This is a genomic window from Pseudomonas sp. HY7a-MNA-CIBAN-0227 (assembly GCF_040310325.1).
Classification (GTDB): Bacteria; Pseudomonadota; Gammaproteobacteria; order Pseudomonadales; family Pseudomonadaceae; genus Aquipseudomonas.
In genome coordinates this window covers 1-273 of sequence record NZ_JBEOPT010000133.1, presented here as the reverse complement: position 1 = coordinate 273, position 273 = coordinate 1, and the positions used below count along the sequence as shown (strand labels likewise).

Annotated in this window: 1 protein-coding gene; it reads right to left on the bottom strand. The window is 64.1% G+C overall.

Annotated features, from left to right (window positions below; genetic code table 11):
- Positions 1-273 (bottom strand): STN domain-containing protein (locus tag AAEZ06_RS27290; protein WP_350617222.1); only part of this gene is annotated, 273 nt, incomplete at both ends.

The window sequence follows — 273 nt, the reverse complement described above, 5'->3', positions numbered from 1 at the left end:
TCTCTGTGGTGCTGCCCAATGCCGAAGCGTTGATACTGGTGGCGCCAAGCTCCAGCGCACCGGCGACCTGCGGCACCAGCAAATAGGCGCCATTGGCCTGCTGCACGGCGGAGTAACCGCTGCGCGCCAGTATGTGTGCCAGCCCCTCGGCCACGCTGTATTGACCCTTAAGGCCCTGGCTGGTTTTGCCTGCGGTCAGGCTGGCATTGGTCGACAGGGCAATGGCGGCTTGCCGACCAAACTGGCCAAGCGCTTGATCCAGAGGGCCGGGAT